This window comes from Allorhizobium pseudoryzae (genome assembly GCF_011046245.1).
GTDB lineage: Bacteria > Pseudomonadota > Alphaproteobacteria > Rhizobiales > Rhizobiaceae > Neorhizobium > Neorhizobium pseudoryzae.
In genome coordinates, this window is the sequence record NZ_CP049241.1 from 2,455,761 (window position 1) to 2,479,961 (window position 24,201).

General features: G+C 61.6%; 23 protein-coding genes. 13 read left to right on the forward strand and 10 right to left on the reverse strand.

What is annotated here, in order from left to right; genetic code table 11:
* Positions 1 to 3: 3 nt before the first annotated feature.
* The 6 genes from G6N78_RS11920 to G6N78_RS11945 all read right to left on the reverse strand — a co-directional run bounded on the left by G6N78_RS11920 (position 4) and on the right by G6N78_RS11945 (position 6,130).
* The gene (locus G6N78_RS11920) at positions 4 to 1,047 is read right to left on the reverse strand and encodes a zinc-dependent alcohol dehydrogenase family protein (protein WP_165218629.1); all 1,044 of its coding nucleotides are present in this window, start codon (positions 1,045 to 1,047) and stop codon (positions 4 to 6) included.
* A 90-nt stretch (positions 1,048 to 1,137) separates the two neighbouring features.
* On the reverse strand, positions 1,138 to 2,199 hold the full coding sequence (locus G6N78_RS11925) for an ABC transporter ATP-binding protein (RefSeq protein WP_165218631.1): 1,062 nt from the start codon (positions 2,197 to 2,199) through the stop codon (positions 1,138 to 1,140).
* A 13-nt stretch (positions 2,200 to 2,212) separates the two neighbouring features.
* Positions 2,213 to 2,995, reverse strand: a complete 783-nt coding sequence (locus tag G6N78_RS11930; protein WP_165218633.1) for an ABC transporter permease — start codon at positions 2,993 to 2,995, stop codon at positions 2,213 to 2,215.
* A complete protein-coding gene (locus tag G6N78_RS11935) occupies positions 2,992 to 3,855 on the reverse strand; it encodes an ABC transporter permease (protein ID WP_165221676.1) in 864 nt (287 codons plus the stop codon). The genes G6N78_RS11930 and G6N78_RS11935 overlap by 4 nt, the downstream gene beginning before the upstream one ends.
* A gap of 143 nt (positions 3,856 to 3,998) precedes the next feature.
* Positions 3,999 to 5,102: an ABC transporter substrate-binding protein gene (locus G6N78_RS11940; RefSeq protein WP_370691412.1), complete on the reverse strand. Its 1,104-nt coding sequence runs from the start codon at positions 5,100 to 5,102 to the stop codon at positions 3,999 to 4,001.
* A gap of 140 nt (positions 5,103 to 5,242) precedes the next feature.
* On the reverse strand, positions 5,243 to 6,130 hold the full coding sequence (locus tag G6N78_RS11945) for a MurR/RpiR family transcriptional regulator (protein WP_165218637.1): 888 nt from the start codon (positions 6,128 to 6,130) through the stop codon (positions 5,243 to 5,245).
* Positions 6,131 to 6,300: 170 nt separating this feature from the next.
* Between G6N78_RS11945 and G6N78_RS11950 the strand changes: the two genes are divergently transcribed.
* The 10 genes from G6N78_RS11950 to G6N78_RS11995 all read left to right on the forward strand — a co-directional run bounded on the left by G6N78_RS11950 (position 6,301) and on the right by G6N78_RS11995 (position 16,119).
* Positions 6,301 to 7,068 (forward strand): N-formylglutamate amidohydrolase, encoded by a 768-nt coding sequence (locus G6N78_RS11950; protein WP_165218639.1) that lies wholly within the window; start codon positions 6,301 to 6,303, stop codon positions 7,066 to 7,068.
* Positions 7,069 to 7,212: 144 nt separating this feature from the next.
* Positions 7,213 to 7,722 (forward strand): TRAP transporter small permease subunit, encoded by a 510-nt coding sequence (locus tag G6N78_RS11955; protein ID WP_165218641.1) that lies wholly within the window; start codon positions 7,213 to 7,215, stop codon positions 7,720 to 7,722.
* Positions 7,719 to 9,044 (forward strand): TRAP transporter large permease, encoded by a 1,326-nt coding sequence (locus G6N78_RS11960; protein ID WP_165218643.1) that lies wholly within the window; start codon positions 7,719 to 7,721, stop codon positions 9,042 to 9,044. The genes G6N78_RS11955 and G6N78_RS11960 overlap by 4 nt, the downstream gene beginning before the upstream one ends.
* Positions 9,045 to 9,152: 108 nt before the next feature.
* Positions 9,153 to 10,193, forward strand: a complete 1,041-nt coding sequence (locus G6N78_RS11965) for a TRAP transporter substrate-binding protein (RefSeq protein ID WP_165218645.1) — start codon at positions 9,153 to 9,155, stop codon at positions 10,191 to 10,193.
* A gap of 115 nt (positions 10,194 to 10,308) precedes the next feature.
* Positions 10,309 to 11,679 carry a glutamine synthetase family protein gene (locus G6N78_RS11970; protein WP_165218647.1) on the forward strand — a complete coding sequence of 457 codons (1,371 nt, stop codon included), beginning with the start codon at positions 10,309 to 10,311 and terminating at the stop codon, positions 11,677 to 11,679.
* Between the two features lie 81 nt (positions 11,680 to 11,760).
* The gene (locus G6N78_RS11975; RefSeq protein WP_165218649.1) at positions 11,761 to 12,240 is read left to right on the forward strand and encodes a helix-turn-helix domain-containing protein; all 480 of its coding nucleotides are present in this window, start codon (positions 11,761 to 11,763) and stop codon (positions 12,238 to 12,240) included.
* A complete protein-coding gene (locus tag G6N78_RS11980; protein WP_165218651.1) occupies positions 12,233 to 12,649 on the forward strand; it encodes a type II toxin-antitoxin system VapC family toxin in 417 nt (138 codons plus the stop codon). Before G6N78_RS11975 ends, G6N78_RS11980 begins: the two co-directional genes overlap by 8 nt.
* A 23-nt stretch (positions 12,650 to 12,672) precedes the next feature.
* Positions 12,673 to 14,052 carry an aldehyde dehydrogenase family protein gene (locus G6N78_RS11985; protein ID WP_165218653.1) on the forward strand — a complete coding sequence of 460 codons (1,380 nt, stop codon included), beginning with the start codon at positions 12,673 to 12,675 and terminating at the stop codon, positions 14,050 to 14,052.
* A gap of 5 nt (positions 14,053 to 14,057) precedes the next feature.
* On the forward strand, positions 14,058 to 15,203 hold the full coding sequence (locus G6N78_RS11990; RefSeq protein ID WP_165218655.1) for an iron-containing alcohol dehydrogenase: 1,146 nt from the start codon (positions 14,058 to 14,060) through the stop codon (positions 15,201 to 15,203).
* Between the two features lie 196 nt (positions 15,204 to 15,399).
* A complete protein-coding gene (locus tag G6N78_RS11995; protein ID WP_165218657.1) occupies positions 15,400 to 16,119 on the forward strand; it encodes an AAA family ATPase in 720 nt (239 codons plus the stop codon).
* Positions 16,120 to 16,199: 80 nt separating this feature from the next.
* On the opposite strand, the gene G6N78_RS12000 is transcribed toward G6N78_RS11995, so the two are convergent.
* A complete protein-coding gene (locus tag G6N78_RS12000) occupies positions 16,200 to 17,624 on the reverse strand; it encodes a L,D-transpeptidase family protein (protein WP_370691414.1) in 1,425 nt (474 codons plus the stop codon).
* Between the two features lie 180 nt (positions 17,625 to 17,804).
* Here G6N78_RS12000 and G6N78_RS12005 point away from each other — a divergent pair, with 180 nt between their 5' ends.
* The 3 genes from G6N78_RS12005 to G6N78_RS12015 all read left to right on the forward strand — a co-directional run bounded on the left by G6N78_RS12005 (position 17,805) and on the right by G6N78_RS12015 (position 19,495).
* Positions 17,805 to 18,644, forward strand: a complete 840-nt coding sequence (locus G6N78_RS12005; protein WP_165218659.1) for a DUF4432 family protein — start codon at positions 17,805 to 17,807, stop codon at positions 18,642 to 18,644.
* Between the two features lie 89 nt (positions 18,645 to 18,733).
* Positions 18,734 to 19,072 (forward strand): protein tyrosine phosphatase family protein, encoded by a 339-nt coding sequence (locus G6N78_RS12010; RefSeq protein WP_165221682.1) that lies wholly within the window; start codon positions 18,734 to 18,736, stop codon positions 19,070 to 19,072.
* Positions 19,073 to 19,153: 81 nt separating this feature from the next.
* On the forward strand, positions 19,154 to 19,495 hold the full coding sequence (locus G6N78_RS12015) for a RidA family protein (RefSeq protein WP_165218661.1): 342 nt from the start codon (positions 19,154 to 19,156) through the stop codon (positions 19,493 to 19,495).
* A gap of 426 nt (positions 19,496 to 19,921) precedes the next feature.
* On the opposite strand, the gene G6N78_RS12020 is transcribed toward G6N78_RS12015, so the two are convergent.
* From G6N78_RS12020 to caiB, 3 genes are all read right to left on the reverse strand, one after another.
* Positions 19,922 to 20,914, reverse strand: a complete 993-nt coding sequence (locus G6N78_RS12020; protein WP_165218663.1) for a DUF4238 domain-containing protein — start codon at positions 20,912 to 20,914, stop codon at positions 19,922 to 19,924.
* 298 nt (positions 20,915 to 21,212) lie between these two features.
* Positions 21,213 to 22,862 carry a thiamine pyrophosphate-binding protein gene (locus G6N78_RS12025; RefSeq protein WP_165218665.1) on the reverse strand — a complete coding sequence of 550 codons (1,650 nt, stop codon included), beginning with the start codon at positions 22,860 to 22,862 and terminating at the stop codon, positions 21,213 to 21,215.
* Positions 22,859 to 24,091, reverse strand: coding sequence for a succinate--glutarate CoA-transferase (caiB, locus tag G6N78_RS12030; protein WP_165218667.1), 1,233 nt, complete (start codon positions 24,089 to 24,091; stop codon positions 22,859 to 22,861). The genes G6N78_RS12025 and caiB overlap by 4 nt, the downstream gene beginning before the upstream one ends.
* Between the last annotated feature and the right edge of the window lie 110 nt (positions 24,092 to 24,201).

Here is a 24,201-nt window from a genome sequence, read left to right on the forward strand (position 1 = left end):
GATTTACTCGAAACGGTCGATGATGCTGATGCCGCTTTCGCGGAATGTGTCCATGGCGGGCAGGGCGTCGACGGCATCGGTGAGGCTGATGTGCCGGCCGATCAGTTTTTCGGGGTGCAGCGTGCCGGCCTCGATCATGGCGAGCATGGCATCGTAGCGCCAGGCCTGCATGCCGTGGCTGCCATAGATTTCCAACTCATGGGCAATCACGCGCGCCATCGGGATCTGCGGCATGGCGTGGTCGGCCAGCATCAGGCCCACCTGCACATGGCGTCCGCGGCGCCGGAGGTTGGAGATCGAATTGCAGCAGGTCTGCGGATGGCCGAGCGCATCGACGGACACATGTGCGCCACCGCCGGTGATCTCTCGCACCGCCTCTGCCACATCGTCCACCGCGCGGCTGTTGATCGTCGCCTCCGCGCCAAGTTCTCGCGCCAGTGCCAGCTTGTCCTCGGCGATGTCGATCGCAACGATGCGCGCGCCAAGCCCCTTGCCGATCATGATGGCCGAGAGGCCGACGCCGCCGCAGCCGTGCACGGCGAGCCATTCTCCGCCCTTCAGGCGGCCCTGGTCGACCACGGCACGGAAGGAGGTGGCAAACCGGCAGCCGAGGCTCGCCGCCGTCGCATAGGACATGGCGTCCGGCAGGCGGACCAGGTTCTGCTCGGCATGATCTATCGCAACATATTCGGCAAACGAGCCCCAATGGGTAAAGCCCGGCTGGAACTGCGCCTCGCAGACCTGTTGATTGCCCGAGCGGCACTCGTGGCAATGGCCGCAGCCGGAGACGAAGGGGACGGTGACACGGTCACCGACCTTGAAGCGCTTCACGTGACGGCCAACGGCGGCAATCGTGCCGGCAAATTCATGGCCGGGCACATGCGGAAGCGTGATGTCGCTGTCATGCCCCATCCAGCCGTGCCAGTCGCTGCGGCAAAGGCCGGTCGCCTTCACCTTTATGACGACGCCATCGGCGGCGGGGGTGGGGTCGGGCAGGGTGGCGACCTTCGGTGCCTCACCGAACCGTTCGAAATACAATGCGCGCATGATGCCTCCTGTTCCGCAAGCCGGGCCATCCGTAGCCCGATTTGCCCCCGCCTGGAAAGACAATAAGGGCGCCTGTCGGGATGACGGGGATCAGTCGCCCAGCACCATCAGCCCGTCCTGCTGCAGTGCGAGAGATACGGTCTCGCCCGCCTTCGGCAAGATGGCGGAGGGCTGGTTGAACATGTCGAAGGAGATGATGTTGCCGCCGAGATCCACCTTGGTGCGCAGAACCGAGCCGAGGAAGTTGGATGACAGCACCTGCCCGCCAAGAACCGCCGGTCCGGTGGAAGGGCCTGCGAGCATGGCGGCTTCGGGACGGAAGGCGATCGAGATCAGACTGCCGTCCGCCTTGCCGCTCACCGGCTGCGGCAGGGTGAGCATTTCTTCGCCGATCTTCACCGTGCCGGTGCCACCATTCACGAGCGTTGCCTGAATGACGTTCAGCGTGCCGACGAAATTGGCGACGAAACGGGTGGTGGGACGGTTGTAGATCTCGCCCGGCGTGCCGATCTGGTCTGCCTTGCCGGCGTTCATCACCACGATACGGTCGGAGATCGACAGCGCCTCTTCCTGGTCGTGGGTGACGAAGACAGTGGTGATGCCGAGCTGGCGCTGGATCTGGCGGATTTCTTCGCGGAGCGACACGCGGATCTTGGCGTCGAGCGCCGAGAGCGGCTCGTCGAGCAGCAGCACCTGCGGGGCAGGGGCAAGCGCCCGGGCGAGCGCCACGCGCTGCTGCTGGCCGCCGGACATCTGATAGGGGTAGCGGTCGGCGAGATGATCGAGATGGATGAGCTTCAGCATCTCCTTCACCCGCGCCTCGATCTCGGCCTTCGGCTTTCCAGCGACCTTGAGGCCGAAGGCGACATTGTCGAACACGTTCATGTTCGGAAACAGCGCATAGGCCTGAAAGACCATGCCGATATTCCGCTGGTTGGGCTTCAGCCGGGTCTGGTCCTTGCCATCAATCACGATCGAGCCGCCTGACGGCAGCTCGAAACCGGCGATCATGCGGAGAACCGTCGTCTTGCCGCAGCCGGAGGGGCCGAGAAACGAGATGAACTCGCCCTTGTCGATGGCCATATTGAAATCATGCACGACCTTCACCGTGCCAAACGACTTCTGCAAATGGGAAAGTGTCAGAAAGCTCATCTCAAATCATTCCTCAGACCGGGCGCTGCGGGGTTTTCTGCAGCTTGGACACCAGCTGCATCAGGCCAAGGCAGGCCCAGGTAATCACGAAGGCGATCACGGCGAGCGCCGCCGGTTCATAGGCGCGGTTGGCGCCGAGCAATTGCATGTAGGGGCCGAAGGCCGGCTTGTTCAAAAGCGCGGCCATGGTGAATTCGCCCATCACGATCGCGAAGGTGACGAAGGCGCCGGACATGACCGCCACCGTGACGTTCGGCAGGATGATGCGGCCGATGATCGTCACCCAGCCGGCGCCAAGGCTCTGGGCGGCTTCGGTCAGCGTCGTCACGTCGATGGTGCGAAGCCCGGTATCGACGGCACGGTACATGTAGGGAAGGCTGAGCGTCGCATAGCCGAAGACCAGCAGGATATCGGTGCCGATATAGGAGCCGGTGAGCGGCAGCCAGCTCGAGGTGTTGTAGAGCCGGATATAGCCGAAGACGATGACGATCGCCGGGATGACGAGCGGCAGCAGCGTGACGAATTCGATATAGGGGCGCAGGAAGGGCAGCTTCAGGCGCACCCAATAGGCCGTCGGCACCACCAGGAAGACGCCGAAGAGGATCGTCAGAACCGCCATCCAGACCGAATAGCTGAAGGTCTCGTGGAAACGGCTGTCGGCAAACACCTTGGCATAGGCATCGAAGGAATATTCGCCGCGCCGCATTTTCAGCGAGAAGTTCGTCATGCCGACGAGCGGCAGGATGAAATAGAGAAGGCCGATGATCAGCGCGGCCCAGGCCCAGAGACGCTTCATTTGAGCCACCTTTCGCTGCGGGCGCGAAGCCAGATGTAGATGGCATTGGCGATGCCGGTGACGACGATCATGCCAAAGGCCAGCGCATAGCCCAGATGCGGATCACCCAGCACGTCGCCGCGGATCTGCGCAAACAGCAGGATCGGCACGATGTTGAGCGACGAACCGGTGAGCGCGATCGCGGTCGCCACCGCGCCGAAGGCATTGGCAAACAAAAGCGCCAGCGTGCCGAGCAGCGAGGGAAGCAGGATCGGGAAGGCGACGAGCCGCCAGTATTGCGCATTGGTTGCGCCGAGAATGGAGGCGGCCTCCCGCCATTCCCGCTTCAGGCCGTCCAGCGCCGGCGTGATGATCAGGATCATCAGCGGGATCTGGAAGAAGAGATAGGTGATCGTCAGGCCCCAGAAAGACAGGATGTTGAAGCCGAGCAGGCGCAGATCGATGCCGAGTTCGCTGCGCAGGAAAACGGTGACGAGACCGACCGGGCCGAGCGTCGCCAGGAAGGCGAAGGCAAGCGGCACGCCGGCGAAGTTGGAGGCGACGCCGGAAAAGGTGAGCAGCGGACCGCGGATCGTGCGCGGCAGGCCGCCCAGCACGACGGCGGCGGCCATGGCAAAACCGATCAGGCAGCCGAGGATTGCCGAGGCGAAGCTGATCTTGATGGAGATCCAGTAGGCGGCCAGGATCGAGGAGGTGAACAGGCCCGCGACATTGGCCAGCGTCAGGCTGCCGTCCGGCGTCTGGAAGGCGCCGATGACGATCTTCATCGTCGGCAGGATCAGGAACAGGAGCACGAAGGCGGCGAAGGGGACGATGCCCAGCCAGTGCAGCGGTAGGCGCCGGAGCGGTGGCGCAGGCATAGCGCCCGGTGCTCCCTTGGCCGTGTCGGTTGACATCTCGTTTTGCCCCTCTTGCTTATCGTGACCGCGTTTGCCGCGGTTGTCATGCAAAAGCAATGCCGCCCCGGTCCCTGGAGACGGGGCGGCACACGCGAATGCGCGCCTTACTTGACGTTGGCGCCGACGACCTTGTCCCAACCGCCGGTGACGGCAGCCTTGTTGGCATCGACTTCTTCCAGCGTCGGGAAGTAGGCCTTTTCATAGGCGGCTGCCGGCGGCAGCTTGTCGATCAGGTCCTGCGGAACCTTGCCGGCCTTGACCATGGCGTTGAAGCGGGCCGGGTGGCAGTAGCCCTTCAGCCACAGGTTCTGACCTTCGTCGGAATAGAGGTGCTCCATCCAGAGCTTGGCAGCGTTCGGGTGCGGTGCATAGGCGGAGATGCCCTGGACGTAGACGCCGGCGAGAACGCCGGAGGCCGGAACGACGACTTCAACCGGCGGGTTGCCGGCGAGCGTGTCCTTGGCGGCAAGCGCGTTGTAGTCCCACATGACGACGATCGGGGTGGCGCCCTGGGCGAGCGTGCCGGACTTGCCGATGACGGGCACGAAGTTGCCGGCCTTGTTCAGATCGGCGAAATACTTGAGGCCCGCTTCGCCGGCATCCTTGCCAGCCTTTGCGCCGCCGGCCATGCCGGCTGCGAGAACACCGAGGATGGCCTGGTTGGAGGCGCGCGGATCACCCGCGAGAGCAACCTGACCGGCATACTCCGGCTTCAGCAGGTCGGACCAGTCCTTCGGCGAGGTCTTCACCAGGTCCTTGTTCACCAGGAAGGACATGACGCCGTAATAATCGCCGTACCAGTAGCCTTCGGCATCCTTGATGTTGTCCGGGATTTCAGCCCAGGTCGAGACCTTGTACGGCTGAAGGAGACCTTCCTTCTTCATCTGCGGGCCGAACGCGAGACCAACGTCGACCACGTCGGGAGCCTGCGGGCCCTTGTTGTCCTTGTTGGCCTTCACGGCCTCGACTTCGTCAGCCGAGCCGGCATCCGGGTTCAGTTCGTTGACTTGGATTTCCGGGTACTTCTTCTTGAAGGCGGCGATCACGTCGCCGTAGCCGCACCAGTCGTGGGGCAGCGCGATCGTCGTCAGCATGCCTTCCTTCTTGGCGGCAGCGATCAGTTCGGCGCTCGGCTCGGCATAGGCGAGGCTTGCCGTCGCAACGACCATTGCGGTCGTCATGGAAAGCAGTCGGTGGAACTTGGACATCACGATAATCCTCCTGAGTTGAATTCGTGTGGCGGCACTCGTAGAGCCGTTTGATGAATGGCATGTGACATGAAGAAGTCTTGAAGCCTGACGGGCGGGCAATGCCTGCCTGCAGCGGCTGTCGCCTTGTTTCTGTTGACCTATCCTTCCTTTCCCGTCTCCGTCCTGCGAAACAGCCGGCTTCGTTCGAACAGTCTTTCGAGGGCGCTCATGCGCTCCCGGGTCCTCTCCCAGGTGGCGCTCTGGACAGCCTCGATCAGTGCTTCCACCGTGAACAGCGTCACGACGGAGGAATCCCATGCGGAGGGTGCCTCAATGCGGACCTTGAACACGTGCCGCGCATGGCGGGCAACGGGTGAGGCCCAGACATCGGTGAACAGGATGATGACGACACCGCTTGCGGCCGCCGCCTCTGCCAGCGTCGCCAGTTCCTGCTCATAGCGACGGATGTCGAAAATCACGAGCACGTCGCCTTCGCCCATGTTCAGCAGATATTGCGGCCAGGAACTGCGGTTCGTCGAGATCAAACTCGTCTTCGACCGAATGACCTGCATATGGGTGAAGAAATACTCCGCAAGCGCCCCGGTGATGCGTCCGCCGACGAAATAGATGCCGCGCTTCTCATCCTGCAGAAGCTTTGCCGCCTCATCGAAGGTCGCAACGTCTATGCTCGACAACGTGTCGCGCAGATTGCTCGTCACGGCGTCGGCAAACCGGTTCAGGATATGGGCGGTCGGGACCCCGGCGGCCCAGCGGTCGTGCTTGGCGATCGGGTTGGAAATCGTCGCCTCGAGATCCTGGTGCAGGTGGTGCTGGAACTCGGGGTAACCCTTGTAGCCAAGCTTCTGCACCATGCGCGCAACCGTCGGCGTCGAGACGCCGGCATTGTCGGCAACCGTCGTGATGCTGCCGAGGCCGGACACGGGGTAGTGCTCCAGCAGGCTGTCGGCCAGCTTGCGTTCAGCCGGTGTCAGTCCGTCGTAATGCAGACGGATGACGTCGAGCACCGTGTGTGAAGGTGACGTCACGTTCAGCCTTGTTCCCCTTCCGGTCTTTGCCGGTCATTTTGATCGAATTAACAATTTTCAGGCGTCAGGAGTCAATCCGCCTTCTGAAAAGAATCTTTCAGAAAAACGGTTGACGAGGTCGTGATGATGAAGAATTCTCTTCTGCATGATCCACGGAGACAGGATGTTCCATGCTGGCTGAGACGCGCCTGCTGAGCGAAGCGGATGGTTATCCCTATGCCATCGACAACCCGCAGGGTCGCGGTGATGTCCTGCTGGTCTGCGAGCATGCAAGCCGCCTCCTGCCGGCCTCTTTCGGCAGCATGGGGCTGTCCGAGGAGGCGCTTGCCTCGCATATCGCCTGGGATCCGGGCGCGCTGGCGGTCTCGAAGCTGATGGCGCGCCGGCTGGACGCGCCGCTCATCCACCAGCGGTTCTCCCGCCTCATCTACGACTGCAACCGGCCACCGGACTCGCCTGGCGCCATTCGTGACACAAGCGAGATCTACCGGATTCCAGCCAACGAGAACCTTAGCGACGCCGAAAAGGCAGCACGCGCCAAGGCGATCTATTTTCCATTCCAGAACCGCATTGCAGACGAGATCGCCGCACGGGCTCAGCGCGGGCAGGCGACGGTTCTGGTGACGGTGCATTCCTTCACGCCGGTCTATTTCGGCACGCCGCGTGCGGTGGAAATCGGTATTCTGCACGACAAGGACAGCCGGCTTGCCGACAGGATGCTGGGCGCTGCGGCCGATACAAGCCTCTACCGGGTCGAACGCAACGAGCCTTACGGTCCGGCGGACGGGGTCACCCATACGCTTCTGTTGCATGCGGAGCCGGCCGGCCTGCTGAACGTGATGATCGAGATCCGCAACGACCTGATTGCCGACGAGGCAGGGCAGGGTGTGGCGGCTGATTTTCTCTCGGGCCTTCTGACGGAGGCTCTGACACAGTAACGTCACGCCGGCCTTTGCCGGTACCGTTTCAAAACCTGGCACAATAACCACAAAAGAGGGAACAGATGCCGGCGAAGACAAGAGGGAAGGATCGACAGCGGAGCCTTGCGCGGTTGCCTGTCGTCACCAGCGCGCGGAGGCGAGATGCCTGAAGCGCTGAAAACATATGTTCGGATTGTCGATGCCTTCAACCGGCGCGTCGGCCGGATCGTCATGTACGGCGTCTTCGTCATGATGGGCATTCTTTTGTATTCATCGATTTCCAAGACGATGTTTCTGCCCTCGCAATGGACGCTGGAAATGGCGCAGTTCGTCATGGCCGGTTATTACCTCCTGGGCGGCGCCTATTCCCTGCAACTGGACAGCCATGTGCGGATGGATCTTCTCTATGGCCGCTGGTCGCCGCGCACCAAGGCCATGGTCGATGTCGTCACCATCTTCATGCTGTTCGTCTATCTGTATTTCCTGCTCTATGGCGGGATCTCCAGCACGGCGTACGCGCTGAAATTCGGCGAGACGAGCTACTCCTCCTGGCGTCCTTACATGGCGCCGATCAAGATCATCATGGTTGTCGGCATTGCGCTCACCTTCCTCCAGGCGACGTCCATCCTGATCAAGGACATCGCCATTGCGCGTGGGAGGCCGATCGCATGAGCTATGAGATGATCGCCCTCTTCATGTTCATGTCGATGATGCTGTCGATGCTGACCGGGCAGCGGGTGTTTGCCACGATCGGCTTCGTCGGTGTCGTCTCGGCGGCCCTCCTCTGGGGCAATGGCGGCTTCGAACTCGGCTTTTCCGCCAGCATGAAGCTGATGAAATGGTATCCGCTTTTGACGCTGCCGCTCTTCATCTACATGGGCTACATGCTGTCGGAATCCGGCATCGCGGAAGATCTCTACAAGGCCTTCCATGTCTGGATGGGCGGCATGCCGGGCGGACTTGCGGTCGGCACGATCGGCCTGATGGTGGTGATCTCGGCCATGAACGGTCTCTCGGTCGCCGGCATGGCGATCGGTGCCTCCATCGCGCTGCCGGAACTGCTTCGCCGCGGCTACGACAAGATCATGGTCTCCGGCGTCATCCAGGGCGGCAGTTCGCTCGGCATTCTGGTGCCGCCGAGCGTCGTTCTGGTGCTCTACGGCATGATCGCCCGCCAGCCCGTTGGCCAGCTCTGGCTTGCCGGCGTGTTTCCCGGCCTGCTTCTGGCAGCGCTCTTCTGCATCTACATCATCGTCCGCTGCCGCATCAATCCGGCGCTCGGGCCTGCTCTCCCGAAAGAAGAACGCGACATGCCGCTCGGCGAGAAGCTGAAGCTTCTGCGCGCCGGCATCCTGCCCTTCCTCATCTTCTTCCTGATGATGGGCCTGTTCCTGATGGGCGTGACCAGCCTGGTGGAAAGCTCGGCAGTGGGGGCGCTGAGCGCCCTGTTTGCCGCCTGGTTCAAGGGGCGCCTGACGAAGGAGGTCTGGAACCGCGTTCTCGAACAGACGCTCGGGATTTCCTGCATGTTCATGTGGATCATCCTCGCAGCCCTCTGCTTCGGCGCCGTCTTCGATGGCCTTGGTGCGGTCAAGGCCATCGAGAAGCTGCTGATCAGCGATATCGGGCTGACGCCGTGGGAAGTGCTGATCCTGATGCAGATCTCCTTCCTGATCATGGGCGCGTTTCTGGACGATACGGCGATGCTCGTCATCGTCGCGCCGCTCTATATCCCGCTGGTTGGAAAGCTGGGCTTCGATCTCATCTGGTATGGCGTGCTCTACACGATCACCTGCCAGATCGCCTACATGACGCCGCCCTTCGGCTACAATCTTTTCCTGATGCGGGCGATGGCGCCGCCTCAGATCACGCTCATCGATATCTACCGATCCGTCTTCCCCTTCGTGCTGCTTCTGCTTCTCGGCATGGTCATCATCATGGCCTTTCCGGAGATCGCCACGTGGCTGCCGAAGCATGTCTATGTGCGGGGGTAGGGCGAACAGACATAACGAGGCCTGCCATACAGGCCCTTTCCTACAGGTCATGCGCCCCGGCTCAGCGGGGGCGACACACATAAACCAACGGAAACAGAGGGATGATCAATGACCAACAGCAGACGTAATTTCCTGAAGACGGCCGCCATTGCCGCACCGGCGGCTCTGGCCGCGCCCTATGTGAACGCGCAGGGCAAGAAGATCACCTGGCGCCTGCAGACCTATGCCGGCGCTGCCTTGTCCGAATTCGTCATCCGCCCCTCCGTCGATGCCTTCAACAAGGCAGCGAATGGTGAGATGGAAATCCAGCTTTATACCGCCGACCAGCTGGTGCCGACGGGCGAGCTCTTCCGCGCCATGCAGGCCGGCACGATCGATGCCGTGCAGTCCGACGACGATTCCATGAACTCGCCGGTCGATATCAAGGTGTTCGGTGGCTATTTCCCGTTTGCCTCTCGCTACAGCCTCGACGTGCCGACACTCTTCTACGAGTACGGCCTCGCCGAGATCTGGGACAAGGCCTATTCGGAAGTCGGCGTGAAGTGGCTGTCCGCCGGCGCCTGGGACCCCTGCAATTTCGCTACCAACAAGCCGATCAAGTCGCTTGCCGACCTCAAGGGCCTCAGGGTCTTCACCTTCCCGACGGCCGGCCAGTTCCTTGCGCAGTTCGGCGTCGTGCCGGTCACCATTCCCTTCGAGGACGTGCCGGTTGCCATGCAGACGGGCGAGATCGATGCGATTGCCTGGTCGGGCATCACGGAAGTCTTCACCTCCGGCTGGGTGGACGTGACGAAATATTTCCTCACCAACAACGTCTCCGGTGGCTGGGCCGGCTCCTTCTTCGCCAATGCCGACCGCTGGAAGGAAGTGCCCGAGCATCTGAAGGTGCTCTGGCAGATGTGCATGGACAGTTCCCACTACAAGCGCCTGCACTGGTACTGGGGCGGCGAAGCGCGCCTTCGTGCCGAGGGCGGCAAGCTCGAGCTCACCAGCATTCCGGACGCGGAATGGAAGACCGTGGAAGATGCCGCCCACACATTCTGGGAGGAAATTGCCGCGCAGTCTCCGCGCAACAAGCAGGTGGTCGAGATCCTCAAGAAATACAATGCCGATATGGAAAAGGCCGGCAAGCCCTACCGCTACGGCTGAATGCACTGACGGCACCCGGTCGATCCGTCGGTCGGGTGCCTTTTGAAACGACACGACGAACGAAAACAACACGCGGTGACGGGCACTTGCCAGTCATCCACCCGGGACGGACACGATGACCACCATCTACACTTTCGACGACCTGAAGATCGACGTCGCGGCGGGCCGCATCGACACGGTGATCGCCGCCCAGATCGACATGCAGGGCCGTCTCATGGGCAAGCGCTTCCAGGCGGAGTATTTCGTCGACAGTGCCTGGAAGGAGACCCATAGCTGCAACTACCTGATGGCGACCGACATGGAGATGGAAACCGTGCCGGGCTACAAGGCGACCAGCTGGGAAACGGGCTATGGCGACTATACGATGAAGCCGGACCTTTCGACGCTGCGAAAGCTGCCGTGGCTCGATGGCACGGCGCTCGTTCTCTGCGACGTGCTCGACCACCACACCCATGCCGAAGTGCCGCATTCGCCGCGCGCAATCCTGAAGGGACAGGTGAAGCGGCTGGAGGCTCTCGGCTTTTCGGCCTTCATGGCGACCGAACTCGAGTTCTTCCTGTTCGACCAGACTTTCGAAGCGGCGCGCGAGGGTGGCTACCGCAACCTGAAGCTGTCGAGCGCCTATAACGAGGATTACCACATCTTCCAGACCACCAAGGAAGAGGAAGTGATGCGGGCGGTGCGCACTGGTCTGCAGGGCGCCAGCATCCCGGTGGAAAACTCCAAGGGCGAAGCGTCTCCGGGCCAGGCGGAGATCAATGTGCGCTATGCCGAGGCGCTCACCATGGCCGACCGGCATGTGATCATCAAGAACGCGGTCAAGGAGATTGCCTGGTCGAAGGGCAAGTCCGTCACCTTCCTGGCCAAATGGCACAATGCGGCGGCGGGGTCCTCCTCGCATATCCACCAGTCGCTGTGGAGCGCAGACGGGAAGACGCCGCTCTTCTACGACAGAGAGGCCCCGCACGGCATGTCGGCGCTGATGAAGCATTATGTGGCGGGACTTCTCGCCTATGCCGGCGACTACACCTATTTCCTAGCACCCTACATCAACTCCTACAAGCGCTTCGTCGCCGGCACTTTTGCCCCGACCAAGGTGGTCTGGAGCAAGGACAATCGCACCGCCGGTTTCCGCCTTTGCGGCGAGGGGACCAAGGGCATCCGCATCGAATGCCGCGTCGGCGGTTCCGACCTCAATCCCTATCTCGCCATGGCAGCCCTGCTGGCCGCCGGCATTAAGGGGATCGAGGACAAGATGGAACTGGAAGCCGCCTTCGAGGGCGATGCCTATGGCGGCAAGGGTGTGAAGGAAATCCCGCGCACGCTGCGGGATGCGACCGGGATGCTGAAGGGCTCCGCCATGCTGCGCGCTGCCTTCGGCGACGATGTCATCGATCATTATGTGCGCGCCGCCGAATGGGAGCAGGAGGAATTTGATCGCAAGGTGACGGATTGGGAGGTGGCGCGCGGTTTCGAGCGGGCGTGAGAAAATCGCAATCAGCGCAGTGCGGATTGTTGAAAAAGCAATATCGCGCTACCCTTATAGGTGCTGGGCTGGAGACAGGTGATGGCGATCGACAGCGCGTGGTTTTACCGACAACTGGAAAACAAGGACGCATCAGTCCGCGACCTAGCAGCTTTTCTGGGTCTCGATCCGAGTTCCGTTTCGCGGATGCTGAGGGGGGAGCGCAAGATGAGCGCCGAAGAGCAAGACGGCATTTCCGCCTTTCTCGGCGTGCCTCTGGATATCGTGGCGATGCACCGCCGCGGCGAGCGCGGTGTTTCAGGGTTTGAGGAGGACAAAACACCTTACGAAGCCTCTCCCGGCGATATTCGTGGCGGTGGGCCGATGGGCAAAATGTTCGGGCGGGACGATATCATCTACCGGGACGGCAAGCGCATGATGGAAAAAGACGATGGCACGCTGATCGAACTTCATCCTGCGTATGGTTACATGGCCGCTACCATAACCGTTATGCCCGGCGTGGATCTGACCGCTCCGATGGACTGGGACGAGGATTGGGGTGAGACGCTGTACAATGCATAGCGGCTTCCTGCTCGATACGTGTTTTGTGATCTGGATGTCGCAGCAGGAGGAATTGGCGCCGCCATCGTTGCAGGCGCTGGCTGAAAGCAGGCTCAATAATGTTCCCGTGTTTGTGTCGTCCGCGACGGCATGGGAACTGGCGATGTTGCTGTCGAAAGGACGAATTCGGGAAACGCGCGAGGCGGAAGACTGGTATCGGGACTATCTTCGGGGCGGGGGATTTGCTGAACAGCAGGTCACTTCCGCGATATTCATCACCTCCTGTTTTCTGCCGCAGCCAATCCACAAAGATCCAATCGACCGCATCCTGATCGCCACCGCACGGACGTACGATTTGACCATCATCACGCGCGACCGAGCACTCCTTGCCTATGGTGCCGCGGGACATGTGAAGACACTCGCCTGCTAGCAGGCATCTGACTGGAGACTAAAATGTCGATGATCCAATGTATCTCGCCGATAGACGGCTCGGTTTATGCCGAACGGCCGGCGCTCACGCCAGACGAGGCGACAGCCGTTGTCGAGCGTGCCCGCAAAGCGCAGAAGAGCTGGGCGAAGCGCCCGCTGGAAGAGCGCATCCAACTCGTGATGAAGGGCGTTGCCCGCCTCAACGAGATGGTGGACGAGGTGGTGCCGGAACTGGCCTGGATGATGGGCCGTCCGGTACGCTATGGCGGCGAGTTCAAGGGTTTCAACGAGCGCTCGAACTACGTGGCCAATGTCGCGGCCGAAGCCTTAGCACCGATAGAGATCGAGACGAGTGCCGCCTTTACCCGCCGGATCGAGCGCGAGCCGCATGGCGTCGTCTTCGTCATCGCGCCGTGGAACTACCCGTACATGACAGCGATCAACACGGTGGCGCCGGCGCTGATGGCCGGCAACGCGGTGATCATCAAGCATGCGTCGCAGACCCTTCTCGTTGGCGAGCGCATGGTGCGCGCCTTTGTCGAGGCTGGCGTGCCGGAGGATGTGTTCCAGAACGTCTTCCTCGATCACCAGACCTCGGAAAAACTGATCGCGGCAGGCTCCTTCAACTTCATCAACTTCACTGGATCTGTGGCGGGCGGTCGTGTCGTCGAGCGTGCGGCAGCCGGCACCTTCACCGGCATGGGCCTGGAACTCGGCGGCAAGGATCCGGGCTACGTGATGGACGATGCCGATCTCGACGCCGCCGTCGATACGCTGATGGATGGCGCGACCTACAATTCCGGCCAGTGCTGCTGCGGCATCGAGCGCATCTATGTGCATGAAAGCCTCTACGACGCCTTTGTCGAAAAGTCCGTCGCCTGGGTCTCCAACTACAAGCTTGGCAATCCGCTCGACACGGAAACGACGCTTGGGCCCATGGCCCATGCACGCTTCGCCAAAACCGTGCGCGAGCAGGTGGCGGATGCCGTTGCCAAGGGGGCAAAGGCGCTCGTTGATCCGAAGCTCTTCCCGCAGGACGATGGCGGCGCCTACCTGATGCCGCAAATTCTGGTCGATGTGGACCACTCGATGGAGTTCATGCGGGAGGAAACCTTTGGTCCGGCTGTCGGCATCATGAAGGTGAAGAGCGATGCGCAAGCGCTCGACCTGATGAATGACTGCAAGTACGGGCTGACCGTGTCGCTCTGGACGAAGGACGAGGAGCGTGCGTCGCGCCTCGGCGCCGAACTGGAAACCGGCACCGTTTTCATGAACCGCTGTGACTATCTCGATCCGGCGCTGGTCTGGACGGGGGTCAAGGAAACCGGGCGCGGTGGTTCGCTCTCCGTGCTTGGCTTCCACAACCTCACCCGGCCAAAATCCTATCACCTGAAGAAAGCCTGAATGCCATGAACATTACCGCCAACTGGAGCTACCCCACCGCTTTCAAGCTGGGACGGGGCCGCATCAAGGAACTCGCCGCCGCCTGCACCTCGCTCGGCATGAAGAAGCCGCTTTTGATCACCGACCGCGGTCTTGCCGGCATGGCGATCACCCAGACCGCGCTCGATGTGCTGGAAGAGGCGGGTCTCGGTCGGGCGCTGTTTGCCGATGTCGATCCGAACCCGAACGAGATCAATCTGGAGGCCGGTATCAAGGCCTATCGCGATGGCGGGCACGACGGCGTCGTTGCCTTTGGCGGCGGCTCGGGTCTCGATCTCGGCAAATGCGTGGCCTTCATGGCCGGGCAGACGCGCCCGGTCTGGGATTTCGAGGATATCGGCGACTGGTGGACCCGTGCGAACGTCGAGGGGATCGCACCGATCGTGGCGGTGCCGACGACGGCGGGTACCGGCTCCGAAGTGGGGCGTGCCTCGGTGATCACCAATTCGGTGACGCATGTGAAGAAGATCATCTTCCATCCGAAATTCCTCCCCGGCGTCGTGATCGCCGATCCGGAACTGACGACGGGCATGCCGAAGGCGATCACTGCCGGAACGGGCATGGACGCGTTTGCCCATTGCCTGGAGGCCTATTGCTCGCCCTTCTTCCACCCCATGAGCCAGGGCATCGCGCTGGAAGGCATGCGGCTCGTCAAGGAATTCCTGCCGCGCGCCTATCATGACGGGGCAGACCTCGAGGCGCGCACCAACATGATGGCCGCGGCCGCCATGGGCGCCGTCGCCTTCCAAAAGGGGCTCGGCGCGATCCATGCGCTCTCGCATCCGATCGGCGCCGTCTACAATACGCATCACGGCATGACCAATGCGGTGGTGATGCCACCGGTCCTGAAGTTCAACCGGTCCGCAATCGAGGACAAGATTGAGCGCGCTGCCGCCTATCTCGGCATTTCCGGCGGTTTCGACGGCTTCTACGACTATGTGCTGTCGCTGAGGGCGGAACTGCATGTACCGCAGACGCTGTCGGCCATGGGCATCAAGCCGGACCGGATCGACGAGCTTGCGGCGATGGCAATCGAAGATCCGTCCTGCGGCGGCAATCCGGTGGCCATGACGCTTGACAACACCAAGCAGCTGTTCCGCGACTGCTTCTGACAAGGCTGTTCCGGCACCGTTCACCGACGGTGCCGGACGGTTTTGAATATGCTAACCAATGGAACTTCTAGGTTATATTAACTAGGCCTAAATTTACTTTTCGTTAACCCTGTTCTTCGAAGATTGTTACTGTCGGCACCATGTATCTCCGGTGCCCGTCCGAGCGATGCGGCTCGATCATTTTCGAGGACACGAAATGCCAGTCATCTCATTTGCGAATGCCAAGGGCGGGGCCGGCAAAACCACCGCAGCGCTTTTGCTTGCCACAGAACTTGCCCATCAGGGGTACCGTGTCACCCTGATCGATGCAGACCCGCAACGCTGGATCAGCCAATGGCATGACATGTCCGGTGCGGTGCGCAACATCACCATCATCACACAGGTCACCGTCGCCTCGCTGCAATGTCATCTGCGGGAAATGTCGGCCGCGACCGACTATTTCATCATCGATCTGGCAGGCGCGCGCGACGCGCTGGTCACGACCGCGATCGGTCTGTCCGACCACGTCTTCATCCCGATCCAGGGTTCGGCCATGGATGCCAAGGGCGGGGCGCAGATCCTGGATCTGCTGTCGCTGATGAAGGACAAGGCCGGGCTTGCCATCGCGCATTCGGTCGTCCTGACGCGCGTGACACCGGTGGTCACCACACGCTCGCTGGTCGCGATCAAGGGGCTGCTCGCCCAGCGCGGCGTCAATGTTCTCAACACGCCGATCGGCGAACGCACTGCGTTTCGCGAAGTCTTCGAAGCCGGCGGCACGCTCTATTCGCTTGATCCGGCCAAGGTCTCCAACCTCGACAAGGCGCGCGAAAATTCCCGTGCGCTCGCCGACGAGATCAAGCAGTTGATGCCCATCCGCGTGGTGCGCACCGGTGGCATGCCGCGTGTGCTGAACTTCAAGCGCGACGCGGCCTGAGCGCGCCCCCCACCATCATCCCGAACGAGAAAAGGGCGCCGGAGGAGGCGCCCTTTTCTCGTTTCCGTGATCGACCCTGCTTAATCGACGAATTCCACCACCGTGCCGGGCTTCACCATCTTGGCGAGTTCGGTCGCATCCCAGTTCGTCAGGCGAATGCAGCCATGGCTGTTCGTCTTGCCGATCTTGGAGGGTTCCGGCGTGCCGTGAATGCCGTAGGTCGGCTTGGAAAGCGCGATCCAGACAGTGCCTACGGGGCCGTTCGGACCTGGCGGGATCTGCAGGATCTTGTCGTTATCGCCCTGCTTGAAGTTGATCTTCGGATTGTAGGTGTAGCCGGGGTTCAGGGCGATCCGCTCCACCGTATGGGTGCCGGTGGGCGAGGGGGTGTCGGAGGAACCGATGGTCGCCGGATAGGCGGCGACCAGCTTGCCGTCCGCCCCATAGGCAAAGACCTGCTTCTTGGCTTTGTCCGCCAGAATGCGCACCACTTCCCCGGTTTTCGGCTGGCCCGGATTGACGACCTTGATGATCGTGCCGGGGATGGAGAAATCGACGCCGGGGTTCAGCGCCTTCAGATACCCTTCGTCCATGTGGAACCGTTCGGCGAGCGCCTCGCTGGTCGAGGTAAAGGACATGGCCGGAAGCTGCGCCTTGTGGGCGTAATCATCCGGGATCGATGCGACGTAAGGGCCGGCCGCATCGGCGGCGGTGATGGTGTAATCGGAAAAGGGCAGGCCGCCGGAATAGGAGAGGCGCTGCATGATCTCTTCGGAATTGTTCGGGTCCAGCGTCTCGCCCGTCATTTCCTGCCAGGCAGCGACCGCCTTGTTGACATTGTCGCCGAGATGGCCATCGATCACGCCCGGCGAAATGCCCTGGCGGTCGAGGAAGACCTGCAGCGCGACGATCTCCGCCTGCGGTTTCTTCGTCACAGAGATGACAGGTTTGTTGGACTGCGGCGCAATGGTCGGCTGGGGAAGAGCCTGCTGCTGGGGCTCCAGCGAGGCCTCCTGTTCGCCGTCATCGATAATCGCTCCGTCCTCGCCCAGAGGCAGGCGGATGATGGAACTGTCGTGCGGGATCGAGCCGGTCACGTCGCCGGGTTCGCGGTATCGATATTCGCGGTAGTCGCGATAGGCGCCGTTGCCGTAACCGCCGGCGCCGTCATCACGCGGGCGCTCGCCGGGGCGCTGATAGGAATAGTCCCGCGCGGAGGGCGGCGGCGGATACCCGTAATCCCGTTGCGGGCGAGCGGAGTTGCCGCGCATTTCCGTCGCAATCATGTTGCCGTAGCGGTCATAGAGCACACGTCGGCCCATGCCGTCGCGGCGGATCACAACTTCGCCGGCTTCCGGAATATAGTCGAGGATGGCTCCGTCCGGTGCGACCAGGATCGTGTCTGACGCGTAACCGCCATAACGGCTCTGGGCCACCGAGGGAGCGGTGGCCAGGAGGGGCAGCACGAGTGCCAGGCTGATGGTTGTCAGAAGAGAGGACTTCACGATATCACCGATTCCAGTTTTGACGGACAACGGCGGTTCGCCCGCCTCGTTCCCCTAATGCCTTTTCTCAGACAGGCAAATTTTGTCGCCAGTGTGGAAAAATAGAAAGTCATGGTGAACGATTGATGAATAACGTGGTTCTTGTTGCCGGTCTGTCGGCATGAGCATGGGAGAGTGGGTGTGAAGGCATTTTCCGCGGCGCGGGGACCGAAACTGTTCCTCGACGAGACGAGCGTGCTCGATATCGGCGGCTGCATCGTCAACGGCACCGATATCGCACCGGGACGGGCGATCCCCGATGACGGCGATCCACGCATCGACCATTCGCTGGAAGGCTTTCTCTTCACGTGCGGACCGGACCATATCCGTCACCCGCAGCCGATTCCGGGCGATCAGCAAGGCCGCAAATACCCGCTGCATGGTTCCTATTCCGCCCATCCGGCCGAAATCCTGTTCTGGGATGCGCAGGGCGACGATGCCGAGTGCCAGGCGCGGGTGGCGGTGAAGACCGCCGAGGGCGGCGAGGCACTTTTGGAGCGTCACTGGCGCATCAGCGGCGAAACCGGCGAGGTGTCGCTCTCCGACCGGCTGACGAATGTCGGCACGGTGCCGTTTGCCAAGGTGCACATGTATCACATGAACATCGGCGCCTGGCTGTTTGATCCGCATGTCCATCTCACCGGCCGGATGCTGGAGGGCGGCGGTTTTCCCTGGAACTTTGGCGAGGACCCCGGCGGCGTGTTCTGCGTGCCGGCGAAGGTGGAGGGCGAAGACTGGGCGGAGGTGGCGCTCGGGCCGCTTGCCTCGCTCGGCGGCGTGACGCTGAAGGTGAAGTTCCGCACCGATACGCTGCCGCACCTGCAGATCTGGCGCAACCAGAAGGCACCGGCGCATGTGCTGGGCATCGAGCCCGTATCGCACCGCTGGGTCTCGCGCGCGGAACTGGCCGCCTCGAGTGAGTTGCAGATGTTGAAGCCAGGCGAGAGCGCCGACTACGGGCTTCGCTTTTGCTTTTCCTGAGGACGGATGAAGCCCAAGCCGTCATTGACGCGATCCGGCCGCCATCGTAAGTGAGGGCCCTGTTTTGGCAAAGCCGGAGGCCGATGAAGATGGATATCCGCCAGATCAACGACGAATACGCGGTGACGGGTCAGATCACGCCCGCAGACCTCGATGAGATCAAGGCGATGGGCTTCAAGTCGATCGTCTGCAACCGCCCGGACGAAGAAGAGCCCGGCCAACCGAGCTTTGCCGAGGTGGCCGCCCGCGCCAAGGAACTCGGCCTCGAGATCGCGCATGTGCCGGTCGGCCGCATGGGTGTCGATGCGGACGCGGTCCGCGGCATGGTCGATGCGCTCGACGATTTTCCGCGTCCGATGCTCGGCTATTGCCGCTCCGGCGCCCGCTCGACCGCGATCTACGAAAAAAGCCAGCACCTGCGCGGCTGATCTCAGCCTTTCTCTGAGGCGCTCCTTGGGGGCGCCCTTTCGCCCGTTTTTTCCAAGCTCATTTTTATGGGGAGCATGTCCATGAGCATCAAGCGTATCGAGCCCGGCAAGCGCATGAGCGGTGCCGTCGTGCACGGCAACACCGTCTACCTCGCCGGCCAGGTGGGTGAAGGCACGACCGTGACCGAACAGTCGAAGTCGGCGCTGGCCGAAGTCGACCGCCTGCTGGCGCTCGCCGGCACGGACAAGTCAAAAATCCTGCAGACGATCATCTATCTGTCGGACATGGCAAACTTCGCCGAAATGAACGCCGTCTGGGAAGCCTGGATCGACCCGGCCAACCCGCCGGCCCGCGCCACCTCCGGCGCACCGCTCGCGACCCCGGACTACAAGGTCGAGTTCATCGTCACGGCTGCCATCTGAGCGCAAGCCTGACGAAGTGAATCAAGAGCCCGGTGCATCGTGTTGATGCGCCGGGTTTTTTGTTGGGAACGTGACACGCGAGATACCTCCGCACAAAGTTGCCTGCTTCATTAGGCTATGAGTGCGGAGACGCAGTTAAAAGGTCGAGTTGATCTTACTCCGTCGTCGTCCCTGAGCGTCGTTCTCTGATGCAAAAGCGGCGGATTGCATAAATGGAACGTTTTCGCTCGGGCGGAAGGTGTGCGCCAATTGCGGACGTTGCTTCAGGCAAGGCGCTCTACGAGTTGGGGGCCGTGAGCGGACTATCGACTGCTTTCATATGCAAACCACATGCTGAATTTAAAAAATTGCCTACGGATGGCAATATATCTCAGCTCCTAAGTCTATAACCTGTCTTCGTAAATTACTTAGGAGCAGACATTCATCTCATAGCTTACGAGCCACCTCCATCGGCGCGAACTCCTCCATCCGACCGAACAAGTTCAGGTCAATGTCCATCTTATGGTCTCTGTACTTTTGAACGAGTGCCGCAATGCCTGCATCGCGAGAGCTAGCGAAAACATACTGCTCGGCGTTGGCCGCTCTGATGGAGTTGTACAATCCAGCGGCTTCCTCACCGGGGCGGCGCACCTTTGCGCTTGCCCCGCTTTTCCATCTCAGCTCAAGCATCACTGAAGGGGAGAGTGGCACCGTCACCAACTCCTCGATGGGTTTGGCGCGTTGCTCTTTTGTAGGTGCTGTTCCAATGAAAGTCTGAACAAGCGGATTATCGCTGGTGACGAGCTTCCTACCCTCGCTATCGCAGAGATTCCATTCCATTTCGAAGAATTTGTCGGTCAGCTTGTCGGTGACCTGAAATGCCCTCAGCCCCGCTTGCTGATGAATGCGGAGCTTGTACATTCGGTTCTTTAGGAACTTGGCAATGGCCTCGATATCGACTTGATCCGGGTCAGCGCAGAACGGCGACTTTTTGAAGTCCTCCATCTCCTTCCTAAAATGCTGTTCATCAGCTAGGATTCTGATTGTGCGGCTTTGGATGTACGCTCCGTGCAACTCGGCCACCCGGTTTAGGATCGCTGGCGTTCTTGTCGCCAAGGACGCGAGGAATACCGCATAGTCGGCCTTCTCCTGTCCCTCGACCATTATTCCGCTCATTAGTTTTCGGTGAATTGGAGCGGCTTTGTCCTCTACGCCTTGTAGCCACTGATCCAGACGGTCGTCGTAGGTGCCGTCATCTTTGCGGACTGAATATATATTTCCCTGAAGAGCAACATTGCTCGGATCGCTCCAACGTATCGAAGCTTCAACGTGCTTGGCACGCTTGTCATATATCCAGACTACATCGTTCTCATCCGCGAAATGCCGAAGATAGAAATCAGGCACGTAATGGTGGCGTTTCGTTCGTTTCTGAGTTGTCATGGCGACCCGCGTGGCGTGCAGGATCAGACCATCCTACCCGCCTTTGCTAGTGTCAACTGTTGAACTTTGGTGCAGGCAGGCGACGATTGGCGGTGGCGACAAGATAGTCGATTGGCTGACAAGTAGATTAGATCATTTTTGTCTTGATCAGGGCTGCATCTAGAGAAACTAAATTTGGCCCTCACGACGCTCATTTAGAGGCAAAGCTGCGCCAGCGCATCCGGCCAGTAATGACCGCAATGTGCCGATTGCCGACTGCGACGAGCCTCGTGGCTCGTGGCTCGTCGCTGGCAACCCCTCATGCTTTCTCCCTGATCTGTGTCAGTGTCCGCGTTGGCGTAATCGCCTCCGGCGAGAGCATCACCTCGATGATCGCCGGTTTGCCGGAGGCGCGGGCGCGCTCGAAGGCCGGGCCGAAGTCTTCGGTCTTCGACACCCGCTCGCCGTGCCCGCCATAGGCTGCCGCAAACGCGACGAAATCCGGGTTGACGAGGTCGGTGGCGCTGACGCGGCCGGGGAATTCGCGCTCCTGGTGCATGCGGATCGTGCCATAGGTGCCGTTGTTGACGAGCACGGTGATGATCGGCAGGCCGTAGCGCACGGCGGTGATGAATTCCTGGCCGTGCATCATGAAGCAGCCGTCGCCCGCAAAGCAGATGACCTCGCGCTCCGGAAACAGCTGTTTTGCCGCGACCGCCGCCGGCAGGCCGTAGCCCATGGAGCCTGAGGTCGGGGCCGCCTGGGTATTGTAGGCCTGGAAGCGGTGGAAACGGTGCAGCCAGGTGGCGTAATTGCCGGCGCCATTGGTGAAGATGGCGGTCTTCGGCGTGTTCTCCTCGATCCAGGTCATGATCGGGCCCATCTGCACGTCGCCGGGCCCGGTCTGCGGCGGGGTCGACCATTTGAGATAGGCGTCATGCATGGCGGCGGTGCGCTCCGCCCAGACGGGCCAGGCGGGGGCTTCAAGGGTGCCGAGCGCTGCGACGAATTCCGCCGGGGCGGCGGCGATTGCGAGATCCGGGCGGTAGATGCGGCCGAGTTCTTCCGGATCGGGGAAGACATGCACGATCTTCTGCGACGGGTAGGGGATGTCGAGCAGCGTATAGCTGGAGGAGGGCATTTCCGACATGCGGGCGCCGAGCAGCACGATCAGGTCGCTGTCCTTGATCTCCTTTGCCAAGGACGGATTGATGCCGATGCCGACATCGCCGGCATAGCAGGTGTGGAGGTGATCAAACAGCATCTGACGGCGGAAGGAGCAGCCGACGGGGAGGTGAAACCGTTCGGCAAACTCCCGGATGCCGGCAACGGATGCTTCACTCCAGCGGGTGCCGCCGAGGATCACCATCGGCCGGCGCGCCTCCTGCAGCAGCTCCGCGAACTGCGCGACCTGGCTCTGGCCCGGATGGCTTTCGACGCGCGTATAGCGCTTTGCCGCCGGCGCCTCGACCTCGTCCATCAGCATGTCTTCCGGAAGCGTCAGCACCACCGGGCCGGGGCGGCCGGAGGTGGCGACCGCAAAAGCGCGGGTGACGAATTCGGGAATGCGGCGGGCATCGTCGATCTCGCCGACCCATTTGGCGAATTCGGTGAAGGCGCGGCGATACTCCACTTCCTGGAAGGCCTCGCGTTCGCGGGCATCGCGCTGCACCTGGCCGATGAAGAGGATCATCGGGATCGAATCCTGCATGGCGACATGCAGGCCGGCAGAGGCATTGGTGGCGCCGGGGCCGCGGGTGACCATGCAGATGCCGGGTTCGCCGGTGAGCCTGCCCCAGCAATCCGCCATCATCGCCGCACCGCCTTCCTGGCGGCAGACCAGAACCTCGATGCCGCTGTCATAGAGCGCATCGAGCACCGCGAGATAGCTTTCGCCCGGCACGCAAGAGACACGGCTGACGCCGTTTGCCTTCAGCGCCTCGACGATGAGTTGGCCGCCGGTCTTCATGGGGTCTGCCCTTCCTTGTCTGCAATAGCGTTTTTGTCGTTGTCTGTTTCGATGCCGAATTCGGCGAGAACCGCGTCGGTGTGCTGGCCCAGCGCCGGGCTCGGACGGTGATAGGCAAGCGGCGTTTCCGATAGAACGATGGGCGTGCGCACGCCCGGAATGGTCGTGCCATCTTCTGTCTCAAGATCGATGCGCATGCCGCGTGCTTTGATCTGCGGATCGTCAAACATTTCGGCGATGGAGTTGATCGGCCCCGCCGGCACGGCGTTCTCGCCACAGGCGGCCAGAAGATCGGCCTTGGTCCACTTCGCCGTTTCGCCGATCACCAGCGCCCGCACCTCGGCACGACGGGCGAGGCGGGCTTTGTTGGTGGAATACCGTTCGTCTTCTGCCACGCCCTCCAAGCCGAGGATCCTGCAGAGCCGCGCGAACTGGCCGTCATTGCCGACCGCGAGGATCAGGTGGCCGTCGACGGTCGGGATCACCTCGTAGGGGCTGATATTGGGATGGGCATTGCCGAGCCGCACGGGCGAGACGCCGGAGACCAGGTAGTTCATGTTCTGGTTGGCCATCACGGCGGACATCACATCAAACAGCGCCATGTCGATGTGCTGGCCTTCGCCGGTCTTCATCACATGGATCAGCGCCGCCTGGATGGCGGTCACCGCATAGACGCCGGTGAAGAGATCGGCGACGGCCGTTCCCGCCTTCATCGGTTCGCCGTCCATGGCGCCGGTCACCGACATGAAACCGGACATGCCCTGGACGATGTAATCGTAACCGGCGAGATCCGCATAGGGACCGTCCTGGCCAAAGCCGGTGATGGAGCAGTAGACGAGGCGGGGATTGATCGCCTTCAGGCTTGCATAATCCAGCCCGTATTTGGCAAGCCCGCCGCGCTTGAAGTTCTCGATGACGACATCGGCATCCTTCACCAGCTGCCGAATGATCTCCTGACCTTCCGGCTTGGAGAAATCCACCGCGATCGACCGTTTGCCGCGGTTCGTCGCGTGATAATAGGCCGCGGAGAGATTTTCGCCGTTGGCGCCGGTGACGAAGGGCGGGCCCCAGGTGCGGGTGTCATCGCCGCCATTCGGGTTCTCCACCTTGATGACATCGGCGCCGAAATCCGCCAGCACCTGGCCGGCCCAGGGACCTGCGAGAATACGCGCGAGTTCGATCACACGAATGCCCCTGAGGGGCGGCTGTCCGGGGTTCTTGCTCTGCATGTCTCCTCGCCGGTCTTGTTACTGTCCGTTGCCGCCCCTGCCATCCTTGCCGGGAATGGTCCATTGGACGGGGAGCAATTGCCGGCAGCCCTCATCCGCCCTTCGGGCAC

Excerpts from the sequence above, each read along its gene's own strand:
- G6N78_RS11920 (WP_165218629.1), bottom strand. The coding sequence starts at position 1,047 with ATGCGCGCATTGTATTTCGAACGGTTCGGTGAGGCACCGAAGGTCGCC.
- G6N78_RS11925 (WP_165218631.1), bottom strand. The coding sequence starts at position 2,199 with ATGAGCTTTCTGACACTTTCCCATTTGCAGAAGTCGTTTGGCACGGTG.
- G6N78_RS11930 (WP_165218633.1), bottom strand. The coding sequence starts at position 2,995 with ATGAAGCGTCTCTGGGCCTGGGCCGCGCTGATCATCGGCCTTCTCTAT.
- G6N78_RS11935 (WP_165221676.1), bottom strand. The coding sequence starts at position 3,855 with ATGCCTGCGCCACCGCTCCGGCGCCTACCGCTGCACTGGCTGGGCATC.
- G6N78_RS11940 (WP_370691412.1), bottom strand. The coding sequence starts at position 5,102 with ATGTCCAAGTTCCACCGACTGCTTTCCATGACGACCGCAATGGTCGTT.
- G6N78_RS11950 (WP_165218639.1), top strand. The coding sequence starts at position 6,301 with ATGCTGGCTGAGACGCGCCTGCTGAGCGAAGCGGATGGTTATCCCTAT.
- G6N78_RS11955 (WP_165218641.1), top strand. The coding sequence starts at position 7,213 with ATGCCTGAAGCGCTGAAAACATATGTTCGGATTGTCGATGCCTTCAAC.
- G6N78_RS11960 (WP_165218643.1), top strand. The coding sequence starts at position 7,719 with ATGAGCTATGAGATGATCGCCCTCTTCATGTTCATGTCGATGATGCTG.
- G6N78_RS11965 (WP_165218645.1), top strand. The coding sequence starts at position 9,153 with ATGACCAACAGCAGACGTAATTTCCTGAAGACGGCCGCCATTGCCGCA.
- G6N78_RS11970 (WP_165218647.1), top strand. The coding sequence starts at position 10,309 with ATGACCACCATCTACACTTTCGACGACCTGAAGATCGACGTCGCGGCG.
- G6N78_RS11975 (WP_165218649.1), top strand. The coding sequence starts at position 11,761 with ATGGCGATCGACAGCGCGTGGTTTTACCGACAACTGGAAAACAAGGAC.
- G6N78_RS11980 (WP_165218651.1), top strand. The coding sequence starts at position 12,233 with ATGCATAGCGGCTTCCTGCTCGATACGTGTTTTGTGATCTGGATGTCG.
- G6N78_RS11985 (WP_165218653.1), top strand. The coding sequence starts at position 12,673 with ATGTCGATGATCCAATGTATCTCGCCGATAGACGGCTCGGTTTATGCC.
- G6N78_RS11990 (WP_165218655.1), top strand. The coding sequence starts at position 14,058 with ATGAACATTACCGCCAACTGGAGCTACCCCACCGCTTTCAAGCTGGGA.
- G6N78_RS11995 (WP_165218657.1), top strand. The coding sequence starts at position 15,400 with ATGCCAGTCATCTCATTTGCGAATGCCAAGGGCGGGGCCGGCAAAACC.
- G6N78_RS12010 (WP_165221682.1), top strand. The coding sequence starts at position 18,734 with ATGGATATCCGCCAGATCAACGACGAATACGCGGTGACGGGTCAGATC.
- G6N78_RS12015 (WP_165218661.1), top strand. The coding sequence starts at position 19,154 with ATGAGCATCAAGCGTATCGAGCCCGGCAAGCGCATGAGCGGTGCCGTC.
- G6N78_RS12020 (WP_165218663.1), bottom strand. The coding sequence starts at position 20,914 with ATGACAACTCAGAAACGAACGAAACGCCACCATTACGTGCCTGATTTC.
- G6N78_RS12025 (WP_165218665.1), bottom strand. The coding sequence starts at position 22,862 with ATGAAGACCGGCGGCCAACTCATCGTCGAGGCGCTGAAGGCAAACGGC.
- caiB (WP_165218667.1), bottom strand. The coding sequence starts at position 24,091 with ATGCAGAGCAAGAACCCCGGACAGCCGCCCCTCAGGGGCATTCGTGTG.